General features: G+C 48.4%; 10 protein-coding genes. 5 read left to right on the forward strand and 5 right to left on the reverse strand.

Annotated features, from left to right (window positions below; genetic code table 11):
* Positions 1–186 precede the first annotated feature (186 nt).
* From ACOJTG_RS21895 to ACOJTG_RS21910, 4 genes are all read right to left on the reverse strand, one after another.
* Entirely contained in the window at positions 187–900 is a 714-nt protein-coding gene (locus ACOJTG_RS21895; RefSeq protein WP_420155757.1) for a Bax inhibitor-1/YccA family membrane protein, read from the reverse strand.
* Positions 901–1,146: 246 nt separating this feature from the next.
* Positions 1,147–1,542 (reverse strand): type II toxin-antitoxin system death-on-curing family toxin, encoded by a 396-nt coding sequence (locus ACOJTG_RS21900; protein ID WP_420155758.1) that lies wholly within the window; start codon positions 1,540–1,542, stop codon positions 1,147–1,149.
* Positions 1,539–1,724 (reverse strand): hypothetical protein, encoded by a 186-nt coding sequence (locus ACOJTG_RS21905; protein ID WP_420155759.1) that lies wholly within the window; start codon positions 1,722–1,724, stop codon positions 1,539–1,541. Before ACOJTG_RS21905 ends, ACOJTG_RS21900 begins: the two co-directional genes overlap by 4 nt.
* Before the next feature lie 64 nt (positions 1,725–1,788).
* Positions 1,789–2,898 carry a vWA domain-containing protein gene (locus ACOJTG_RS21910; protein ID WP_420155760.1) on the reverse strand — a complete coding sequence of 370 codons (1,110 nt, stop codon included), beginning with the start codon at positions 2,896–2,898 and terminating at the stop codon, positions 1,789–1,791.
* Between the two features lie 318 nt (positions 2,899–3,216).
* Here ACOJTG_RS21910 and ACOJTG_RS21915 point away from each other — a divergent pair, with 318 nt between their 5' ends.
* Together ACOJTG_RS21915 and ACOJTG_RS21920 are read left to right on the forward strand one after the other, a co-directional pair.
* Positions 3,217–4,449 (forward strand): alanine dehydrogenase, encoded by a 1,233-nt coding sequence (locus tag ACOJTG_RS21915; RefSeq protein ID WP_420155761.1) that lies wholly within the window; start codon positions 3,217–3,219, stop codon positions 4,447–4,449.
* A gap of 164 nt (positions 4,450–4,613) precedes the next feature.
* Complete coding sequence (locus ACOJTG_RS21920; protein ID WP_102201896.1) at positions 4,614–5,015, forward strand: hypothetical protein; 402 nt, start codon at positions 4,614–4,616, stop codon at positions 5,013–5,015.
* A 58-nt stretch (positions 5,016–5,073) separates the two neighbouring features.
* Here the strand turns inward: ACOJTG_RS21920 and ACOJTG_RS21925 are convergent, their stop codons facing one another.
* Positions 5,074–6,144 (reverse strand): aminotransferase class V-fold PLP-dependent enzyme, encoded by a 1,071-nt coding sequence (locus ACOJTG_RS21925; RefSeq protein WP_420155762.1) that lies wholly within the window; start codon positions 6,142–6,144, stop codon positions 5,074–5,076.
* Between the two features lie 334 nt (positions 6,145–6,478).
* Between ACOJTG_RS21925 and gyrB the strand changes: the two genes are divergently transcribed.
* The 3 genes from gyrB (at position 6,479) to ppk1 (ending at position 11,158) form a co-directional block, all read left to right on the forward strand.
* Positions 6,479–8,458, forward strand: a complete 1,980-nt coding sequence (gene gyrB, locus ACOJTG_RS21930; protein ID WP_420155763.1) for a DNA topoisomerase (ATP-hydrolyzing) subunit B — start codon at positions 6,479–6,481, stop codon at positions 8,456–8,458.
* Between the two features lie 139 nt (positions 8,459–8,597).
* Complete coding sequence (locus ACOJTG_RS21935) at positions 8,598–8,816, forward strand: hypothetical protein (RefSeq protein ID WP_094811828.1); 219 nt, start codon at positions 8,598–8,600, stop codon at positions 8,814–8,816.
* 203 nt (positions 8,817–9,019) lie between these two features.
* Positions 9,020–11,158, forward strand: coding sequence for a polyphosphate kinase 1 (gene ppk1, locus ACOJTG_RS21940; RefSeq protein ID WP_420155764.1), 2,139 nt, complete (start codon positions 9,020–9,022; stop codon positions 11,156–11,158).
* Positions 11,159–11,243 lie beyond the last annotated feature (85 nt).

Genomic DNA, 11,243 nt, shown 5'->3' on the forward strand with positions numbered 1-11,243 from the left:
AGTTTGCGTACGTCACCCTGTACAAAGCTGGTATTTACTCAGGCGTCATAAGGACAAACGTACGTTGATTTTCTGATCAGAGAGGGTTTATAGATTTTCTAACGTAGAAAAACAATCCAGTAATCGGTCCGCTTGAAAACTAAAAAGCCCCGCATGACTAGCTGCAGCGGGGCATTGATTACTTAGCTATCGGCGATTCAGCTTCGCCAGGAGTTTCAGAATTTCCAGATACAGCCAGATGATCGTTACCAGCAACCCAAAAGCAGAGTACCATTCCATAAACTTGGGAGCTTGTTGAGCCACGCCCGCTTCGATGAGGTGAAAATCGATCAGTAAGTTCATCGCCGCAATGCCTACCACTACTAGCGAGAAAACGATACCGATCCAGCCCGCTTCATGAATATAGGGTACCATGATACCGAAAAAACTCAGAGCAAACGTGAGTAGATAAAGCAGAGCCACGGCTCCGGTAGCGACCATCACGCCCCGCATGAACCCTTGCGTAACCCGAATCAAGCCCGTTTGGTAGACGACTAATAACAACGCCAGTACGCCAAAGGTGAGTACGGCCGCCATAAATGCTAATCCGGAGAATAAACTAGAAATACTACCCACAAAAGCTCCCTCCAGCACGGCGTAGAGCGGAGCTAGGGTTGGAGCCAACGTAGGTTTAAAAGCTAGTACAAGGGCAATAATCAAACCGCCGATGGCTCCTACGGGTAACAGAAGCGAGGTCCATTGCTGACCCTGAAGGGCGGCGTAAAAGGTTACTGCCGCTACGCTGATGGTAAGGGTTAATAAAAGGGCGATTTTGTTTAACGTGCCCTGCATCGTCATGACGTCATCTGACGCCACGGAAATTTTGTCAAAGGTTTTTTCTGAAAAAAGCGGATTTGCCATAAAACAAGGGAGGTTTACTAAACAGTCGCCAAGAAAAGGGGATTTCCCTGAAAATCAAACACCGTCATCCACCAAGGGAAGATTGGGAGTAGTAGTGGAAAATGGAGCGTTTGAGGTAAATCTAGTAGGGGTAAGAGAATGAAGTAAAGGCGACCTGATGAAGTGCTTTCTGTAACTGGATAAGTGTACTGAAACGAGTGATTATTCCGACTGTCAACTACTAAATTTTCAAGCGTACCAAAGGTTTCAAAACTCCTGAAACGGAACTAGTTTGGCTAGTACCCAGCGAGTAAAAGTTTCGCGATCCAGTAAGCCGGAGGCAAGGTCTAGTATGATTTGTTCCTGCTCATCTACCGAAGCAGAAAGTTCGTAACCGTTGATTTTTAGAGTAATCTCCAAAGCTGCATGACCAATTCTTTTGTTACCATCTACAAAAGGGTGATTCATGGTTAAAGAAAAACACAGAGCTGCCGCTTTCTCGGCAAGGCCTGGATAAAGTTCCTGGCCTCCAAATGTCATTTCTGGTTGAGCAACTGCCGATTTCAAACCTGCCTCGTCTCTAATGCCTGAGCCGCCACCAGACTGGCTAATTAATTTCTCATGAATGATGATTAACTGCCTTAGGGATAGTAATTTAATCACGCAAGCCGGCGATATAATTCTGCATTTTTCTTGAGTATGTAGTTAGTCGCCGCATCAACTTCTTCATCAGAAGCATGTTGCCTGGATTTCTCCGTCAATAACTCATATAGCTCGCGAAGTACTGTATCTGGCATTTTATCAACCAATTCAATAATAGTTTTCTTTAATTCCTGAGTTTCCATACTTCTATAAAGTTAAATCTTGATTGGGATTTCTAAATCCCAATCAAGATAAATCAATAATTCCTTACCGTACATTCTTCTTCCGATTCCTCTCGAAATCTTCAAAAATAAACTCACCCAATCCTTTCAGGCTCGAGTAATAGGCCCGGCCATTGTTGGTTTCCGTAAATTTGCGAACGAAATCCTGTAGGTACGGATCGCGGGCAATCATGAACGTGGTAATTGGGATTTTAATCCGGCGACACTGGGCTGCCAGTGTAAGCGTTTTGTTCAGGATTTTACGGTCTAGACCAAAGCTGTTTTTATAGTAGCGAATGCCTTCTTTTAAACAGGTCGGTTTACCATCCGTAATCATGAAGATCTGCTTGTTTTTATTTTTCCGACGGCGGAGTAAATCCATCGCCAGTTCCAGTCCGGCTACGGTATTGGTATGATACGGCCCCACTTCCAGATACGGCAGATCTTTCACCTGAATCTGCCAGGCGTCGTTACCGAAAACGATGATGTCGAGCGTATCCTTGGGATATTTCGTCATAATCAGTTCCGACAGGGCCATGGCTACTTTTTTTGCGGGTGTAATCCGGTCTTCCCCGTACAGAATCATCGAGTGACTGATGTCGATCATCAATACCGTACTCGTCTGAGCCTTGTATTCGGTATCGACGATTTCCAGGTCATTCTCGGTCATCATAAAATCGCCAATACCGTTGTTGATCTGGGCATTCCGAATAGATTCGGTCATGGCGATTTGTTCGAGTGAATCCCCGAACTGGAAGGTCCGGCGATCCGACGTTGCTTCGTCACCCGTACCCGCGTGCGAAGTCCGGTGATTGCCGCCCGAACGTGATTTTTTGAGTTTCCCGAAGATTTCATCGAGTGACTGTTTCCGGATGGATTGTTCCCCCTTCGGCGTCAGTACCGTTTCGCCCTCGGCGTTTTCTTCGGTAATAAACCCTTTCTTTTTCAGGTCTTCGAAGAAATCCCCGATGCCGTAGTTTTCATCGGTAAGCTTGTATTGTTTGTCCAGTTGCGTCAGCCACGACATCGCCTGAGCCACGTCGCCACTGGTCATAGTGAGCAGTTGATTAAAAATATCCAGCAACTGGTCAAACTTGGCCTGCTGGGAATCCTGCTGAATGTCGGGTACAAATTCGGAAAAACGGTGACCGAGCATAAATGTCTTGGATAGAAGCGTCAGGCAGAGCCTATCGGCTTGAGTTTAGCGAGTAATCAAGGCCTGTAAGCTGATTTATCAGATATAGGCGGTTTAGAAAAGCGATTCACGTACCAACATCGTCCTTTCTACTAATTTAACCCATTTTTCAAGGATTCAGTTTGTCCAGTGGCTAAAACTTGCTCCGGGCTTCCCGTGTAAAAGGTTATCTTTGCGTGATCCGATTGAGAGATACACATTTACAACGACTAGAAAACGGCGATAGTACGCTCCAAACGATTCGCCGTATCCCCTAACTAACGGGTTAACTGCTTTATTATGAGCGTTCCTAAAACACAGCAATCCGGTTTTGAAGCCCTGGCTCAGCAGACGCTTTTGTATCCCCAGGAGCAGCTGGCTCCTATCAAAACCACGCAGCATTCCTTGCTGATTGGATTGCCCAAAGAAATTTCATTTCTCGATCACCGCATTGCTCTGGTACCCGAAGCAGTTTCGTTACTGGTACGGAATGGTCATCTGGTGATTCTGGAGAGTGGAGCGGGTGAGGGAGCCCAATTCAGTGACCACGATTACCGCGAAGCCGGTGCCCGCATTGTCTACTCGCCCGAAGAAGCCTACGCCGCTGATGTGATTCTGAAAGTAGAGCCCGCTACGGAAGATGAATACAAATACCTGAAACGCGGCAGCACGCTGATTTCGGCTCTGACGCTTCCCAATCGTACGCAGGAATATTTTGCGGCTCTCAACGAAAAACAGATCACTGGGATTGCCTTCGAATACATCGAAGATAAATCCGGAGCCATGCCCATCATTCGTACCATGAGCGAAATTGCGGGTAGTACGGTGATGATGATCGCCGCCGAATACCTCAGTGGCGTACACGAGGGCAAAGGCATCATCCTCGGTGGTATTACGGGCGTTCCCCCAACCAAAGTCGTGGTACTAGGAGCGGGTACGGTGGCCGAATACGCGACTCGAATGGCCTTGGGATTAGGGGCTCAGGTACAGGTTTTTGACAAGGATACCTACCGGTTACAGCGGTTGCGATACGCCGTCGGACAGCCCATTTATACGAGTATCATTCACTCCGACGTGTTGTCCGACGCCATTCAGCGGGCGGACGTGGTGATTGGAGCAATTCGGAGCGAGGAAGGCCGCAGTCCGATGGTGGTGACGGAAGATATGATTTCGCGGATGCGTACGAATTCGGTAGTCATTGACGTATCCATTGATCAGGGTGGAAACTTTGAAACCTCGGAAATGACCAGTCACAAAAATCCAACGTTCAAGAAACACGGCGTTATTCACTACTGCGTCCCCAATATTCCGAGTCGCGTGGCCCGCACGGCCAGTATCGCCCTGAGTAACGTGTTCATGCCTTTTCTGTTGAAAACGGGTACGTTGGGCGGTATTGAGGAAATGATGTTTGCCAATAAATGGTTTATGAAAGGCGTCTATGTGCATAACGGTTCCGTAACCAACGCTCACATTGCCCGCCTGTTCAATTTACGTTATAAAGATTTAGGGCTATTACTAGCCGCGAGAAGATGAGTTTAGTGGGTAGTTTACAGTTGTCTGTTTTCAGTGAAAAAGGTAAGTTACTGGAAGTGAAGGTGACCACGAGAACAGTGAACAATTGTCTGTTTTAGTTAGTATCTGGAATGAATTATTTGCTGAACAGGACAACTGAAAACCGCAAACGGAAAACTAAAAAAATGATCGACGAACCCGAAGCACTATCCAATGCCCCCAATTCACCGGAATTGAGTGGGAAATATCTCGGCATGATTACGGCCGACTTTGTGAAAGTATCCGAATTTATTCAGGAAGCCGCCCACCAGATCCGGCAGCGGGGCTTTTCTAATTATCCCATTTTTGTGGCCTGTCAGCAGCCGCAACCCCTTGGTTCGGTATTGATTGGCCGGGGAGAAATGAACGATAACCAGTGGTACTATTCGGCTACGTTTCTCGAGGAATTCCTCCAGCGGGAAATCATCGGGGAAGACGGCGAGGAGCTTTTCAAGGAAAGCTACAAAGACCCCGCCGAGTACGCCTGTCTGTTCATCATTGACTCCGATTTTACCAAGTTCATTTTCGTTCCCTATCCCGAAGATTAGGCGACAAGATACCACAGCCAACGGCCCGATGAATTATTCGTCGGGCCGTTTTTGTTAGTTAAAGGCTAGCCGATAACGCTTCCGTCAGAGCTTCCAGATCCGCCGTTTCATTGTAGACGTGCGTCGCAATACGAAGGGTAGTGCCCCGCGTGGAAATGTATACCTGATGGCGTTCCAGCTCCGTCCGCAAACGGTTCATATCCAGCCCTTCGTGACGTAGTCCGAACAGGTGGGAGCTTCGATACGCCTCTGCTTCAATCCAGAAACCCAGTTCTTGCCACTGGGCTACGTGCGGACGAACCAACGCCTCGCTGTACGCCTGTACGGCTTCGGGCGTCCACGCCAGGATTTGCTCCAGAGCCGTCGCCAGCATCGGTATCTGGATGAAATTGCTTTGTTCGCCCATGGAATAGCGACTGGCTCCGGGCCGGAATTCCTTCGTATAGGCCATCAGTAAGCGGAAATTATCACTGCCTTTGCGATTAATCCAGCTTTGTTCAATGGAGCGGCCTTTGTCAAAGGCGGGACCGAAATACGCCAGTCCCATCCCGTACGTACCCAGCAGCCACTTATAGCCGCCGACGATCAGTGCATCCACCGATACCTCCGTTAGATCAAGCGGCAGGGCTCCCACCGCCTGCGTACCGTCGAGTACAAACAGCGTACCCGTTTCCCGACAGCGTTTGCTGAGAGCTTCGATGTCAAACCGTGTTCCGTCCGACCAATGGATAGGAGCGATCATCAGTAAGGCGGTTTCGTCGCTGATGGCGTTTAAAACGGCTTCGTTCCAGCTTTTACCGTTGCCCGTACGGCTAATCGTTTTCAGAGAAATGGCCTGCGTTTGGCAAACTTCTTCCCAGGCGTATACATCCGAGGGGAATTCATCGGCTACCAGCAAAATATGCTGACCGGGCCGAGCGTTCAGGTTCTTTGCCACAATCGCCATTCCGTACGAAACGGAGGGGATGATCGCTACGCGTTCGTACGGAACGTGCACCAGTTGTCCGAATAGTTGCCGGACATGGTCCACATTCGTAAAGTAATCTTCCTGATGAATCGTATGAGGCTGCGATTTGCGTAACAGGCCCTGAATACCCGCTTCTTCAACGCTTTTAAGCAGGGGTGACATAGATGCTCCGTTAAGGTAATGAATGGCTTCAGGGAGCGAAAAAAGAGGTTTCTGGCAGGTAAGCATGGAAGAAAGAAGTTGGTAGATACTAGCTAATGAGTGGACGTTTTGAACTTCAGTTTCCAGAAAAGTCCAACTCAAACTTAGCAAACGGCCGGGTAATTCCGACTTTCTTTTTTCAGCTTCAAAAAATCGCAAAAAACGCCCGAATTATTTGTGATTTTCTTTGAAAAATGCACGGTTTTGTGGTAAAAAAATTGTATTTTTACCAAGTTTATTTCGAAAGGTGAGGCGAGTTTTATTGTTTGCCCAGTAGTCTAAAAACCAAGTATTTATGACCAACGAAGTTTTGGAAGAAGATAAGGTCGTAACGGCCCGCAACGATTATGGTGCCGATAATATTCAGGTGTTGGAAGGGCTCGAAGCCGTACGGAAACGGCCTTCCATGTACATCGGAGACGTAGGAACGAAGGGACTTCACCACCTGATCTGGGAGGTAGTAGATAACTCGATTGACGAAGCTCTGGCGGGGTACTGCGATACGATCCGGGTAACCATCAACGAAGACAATTCGATTACGGTTGAAGATAATGGCCGGGGTATTCCTACGGGGATGCACTCGAAAGAGAAAAAGTCGGCTCTGGAGGTTGTAATGACCGTTCTGCACGCCGGTGGTAAATTCGACAAAGGCTCTTATAAAGTTTCGGGTGGTTTGCACGGCGTGGGGGTTTCCTGCGTGAACGCCCTGTCTACGGACCTGAAAGTGAATGTTTACCGGGAAGGAAAAATCTTCCAGCAGGAATATAAAATCGGTGTCCCTCAGTACGCGGTTAAAGTCGTCGGTGATGCGGGTGAACGTACCGGTACGACGGTTCGTTTTCAGCCTGATGCCACCATTTTTACCATCACGGAATACAAGTTCGAAACCGTAGCTCAACGCTTACGCGAGCTGGCCTTTCTGAACAAAGGCATTCGGATTTACCTGACCGACTTACGGGATCTGAATGAAGCCGGTGAGCCTCTGACCGAGGAGTTTTTCTCCGAAGGCGGTCTGATCGAGTTTGTGAAATATCTCGACGGTACGCGGGAAGCACTTTTGGCTGATCCCATTTACATGGAATCGTCGGACAAAGCTTCGATTCCGGTACAGGTGGCGATGGTGTATAACAACTCGTATTCCGAGAACGTATTCAGCTACGTTAACAACATCAATACCATCGAAGGCGGTACGCACGTGGCGGGTTTCCGGGGAGCATTAACGCGAACCCTGAAAAACTACGCCGATAAAAACGGCATGCTGGCCAAAGAGAAAATTGAGATTTCGGGCGAAGATTTCCGCGAAGGTCTAACGGCGGTTATCTCTGTGAAAGTAGCCGAGCCTCAGTTTGAAGGACAAACGAAAACTAAATTAGGTAACGGCGAGGTTTCCGGAGCGGTTTCGCAGGTAGTAACCGACATGTTACAGACCTGGCTGGAAGAGCACCCCAAGGAAGCCAAAACGATTGTCGATAAGGTAGTCATTGCGGCGAAAGCCCGGATTGCTGCCCGCAAGGCTCGTGAAGCGGTTCAGCGTAAAACGGTACTGGGTGGCGGTGGCTTGCCCGGTAAACTGGCTGACTGCTCGGAATCGGATGCGGAACAGTGTGAACTATTCCTCGTTGAGGGGGATTCGGCTGGGGGTACGGCCAAACAGGGTCGCAACCGGAACTTCCAGGCGATTCTGCCCTTACGCGGTAAAATCCTGAACGTAGAAAAAGCTCAGGAGTATAAGATTTACGAGAACGAGGAAATCAAAAACATGATTACCGCTCTTGGTGTACAGTTTGGTCGGGATGGTGACGAAAGAGCCCTGAACCTGGACAAACTGCGGTACCACAAGATTGTGATCATGACCGATGCCGACGTGGATGGTAGTCACATTCGTACGCTGATTCTGACCTTCTTCTTCCGGTACATGAAGGATCTGGTCGATCAGGGATACGTCTACATTGCTCAGCCGCCTTTGTATCTGGTGAAGAAAGGGCAGCAAAGCCGGTACTGCTGGACGGAACAACAACGCGAACGGGCAGTAATGGAAATTGGTGGCGATCGTCCGGATTCAGTAGGGATTCAACGCTACAAAGGTCTAGGTGAAATGAACGCCGAACAGCTCTGGGAAACTACGATGAACCCCGATACGCGTACGCTGAAGCGGGTGACCATTGAGAGTGCCGCTGAAGCCGATCACGTATTCTCGATGCTGATGGGAGATGAAGTAGCTCCCCGTCGCGAGTTCATCGAACGCAACGCTAAATACGCCAAAATCGACATTTAACAATTTGATTTGGCAATAGTTACGGGTGGTGGGTGGAAACACCCGCCACTTTTTTTATGAAAATTTGGGTAGGCAACGCCTGCTCGTTTTTAGATGCTCATTAGTCAGTAGGTACGACCTACGTAAAATGCGATTCCGTATGACATTCGATTTTAAATCATACCACATCCGTTCCATCAACGCCAGCGATGAGGAACGAGCTGTTATTAACCAGGAATTGAAAGATTTGTACGCTTCCCTTTCTCCGGAAGATAAGGCTATTTTTAACGAACAATTGCAGACTTTTCTGGTTAAGGAGATGGCTAACATTGGGTCGGAATATGCGGCAATAAAATCCCAGTTAAATAATAATAACTAGGGTTATGCTCGTTTTTGTAACGAAGGTCTGACCGGATGGTCTGGTTATTTAACAAAACCATAATCGAATATTCGTCCGGCTCAGCGATAAAATAGGTTTGTTTTGTGTCGAGAAGAAACTCAATATATCACCGTTTATCGAAAGGCTCGCGGACCTCGGGCCTTTTGTCGTTATTTCGACGGCTGATTCGTTTTCGTACCTTTATGGAAGATCAGAAGCGTCTGGCACGTAGCCAGGAAAAAGTTAGTTCAACCATTGAACAATCCCCGTACCTCAGCCGCGACTTGAGCTGGCTGGCCTTCAATGAACGGGTACTTGACCAGGTTCGGAATCCCCAGCGAACCTTATTTGACCGACTTAAATTTCTAGCGATTACGGCTTCCAACCTGGATGAGTTTTTCTCCATCCGTTTGGGAAGCTTATATAACTACCTGGATTACAAGAAAGAACGAATCGATTATTCCGGCTTACGGGAATGGCCCTTCCGACAAACGTTGCTGACGATGAGTCAACAATTTTACGAAGAGCGTAATCGGATTTTCCGGGAAGAGCTATTACCGCTGTTTCCCGAAAATGAACTGCGTCTGGCGAGTTGGAGCGACTTGACGGAAGGAGAAGCGGCGGCGGCTATCGGGCATTTCGACCGTACCATTTTTCCGATGCTGACGCCCATGGTGTACGATCAGACGCACACCTTCCCCAGCCTGATTCCGCGTACGCTGACGTTTGCTGTGGTGACGAAAAATCCGTACGTGACCAAGAAAGATCAGGCCGAGAAAAAGCTTTCGTTCATTCAGATTCCACAGAACCTGCCGCGTTTCTTCGTCATTGATCGCGTAGAGGAAGTAGTGTTTCTGCCGATGGAAGAAATCGTGCGGCATGAGATCCACAAGCTGTACCGCAACATTGAAATTCTGAACGTTAGTCTGTTACGGATTATCCGGAACGGAGACTTTTCGGTCGATGACATTGATGATGTCGAAGACGATATCGTGGACGAGATTCGTCAGAAAGTGAAAAACCGTCGTCTGGGTCGCGTGGTAAAAGTGGCTGTGGAACCCAATTGTTCGGAATGGGTGATCAACATCCTGAAGAAGAAATGGGAAATCGACGATCTGAATATTTTCTACGCGGATCAGCTCATCGACTTTACTTCCATGTGGCAGGTGATTCGTCACCCGGAATTTCGCGATGAACTCCCCAAATCTCCATCGCCCGTACCGGCTTTGGGGCTACCCCGAGGGCCGATCGACGATATCTTTTCCGTCATACGCGAGCGGGACATTTTTCTCCACCACCCGTATAACAACTTCGAAGCGGTATTACAACTGCTCGAACAGGCTGCTGAAGATCCGAACGTACTCAGTATCAAGCTGACCGTTTACCGCGTCGCAAAAAATTCCCGGGTGACGGCTGCTCTGCTCAAAGCCGCAGAAAATGGGAAGAACGTAGCCGTACTCTTCGAAGTCAAGGCTCGTTTTGATGAAGAAAATAACATTCGCGAAGCTGAACGCCTGCAAAAGGCGGGTTGCTTCGTGATCTACGGGATTGGTCGGTTCAAGACGCATACCAAGCTGTTGTTGATTGTGCGGGCCGAGGGGGATGGCGTGAAACGCTACGCCCACTTGTCGAGTGGAAACTATAACGAGGATACGGCCAAGCTGTACACGGACGTTGGGTTGCTGACGGCCAATGAAGTGTACACGAGTGATGTAGCGGAGTTTTTCAACGTAATTACGGGTCACTCCTTACCCAGCAGTTACCAGAACCTGATTACGGCTCCGGGTGACATGCGGAATAACCTCATCGAATTGATTCGGGCCGAAGCGGCGAACGCTAAAGAAGGAAAACCTTCGGGGATTTGTCTGAAGATTAACTCGCTGGAAGACCGCGAAACCATCGACGAGCTGTACCTGGCTTCGCAGGCGGGCGTCCCCATCAAATTGATCGTACGCGGCATTTGCTGTCTGCGTCCGGGTCGGGAAGGGCTGTCTGAAAACATTACCGTACGCTCGATCGTTGGCGATTTCCTGGAGCACACGCGGTTATTCTACTTCCATAACGAAGGCGAACCCAAAATCTACGGTGGTAGTGCTGACCTGATGGTACGCAGCTTCGATAAACGGATCGAATCGCTGTTTTTACTGGTGAACCCGAAAGTACAACAACAGGCGGTACAGCTTTTGGAGTACAACATGAAAGATAACGTCAATGCGTATACGCTTAAAGAAGACGGTACGTACGCGAAATGCCCACGGAAGGCCGACGAAGAGGTTTTCAATATTCATGAGAAGTTCTTCGAAGTGACCGAAGCCAGTCTGCCGGAAGCACAATTGTTTTAAGCGAGTATAATTCAAAAGCGGTGAAGAGGTTTTTGTATCCAGGATACAAAACAATCTTCACCGCTTTTTAGTATCAAAAAGAAAT

This window comes from Siphonobacter sp., assembly GCF_048595215.1.
In the GTDB taxonomy this organism is placed as follows: Bacteria; Bacteroidota; Bacteroidia; order Cytophagales; family Spirosomataceae; genus Siphonobacter.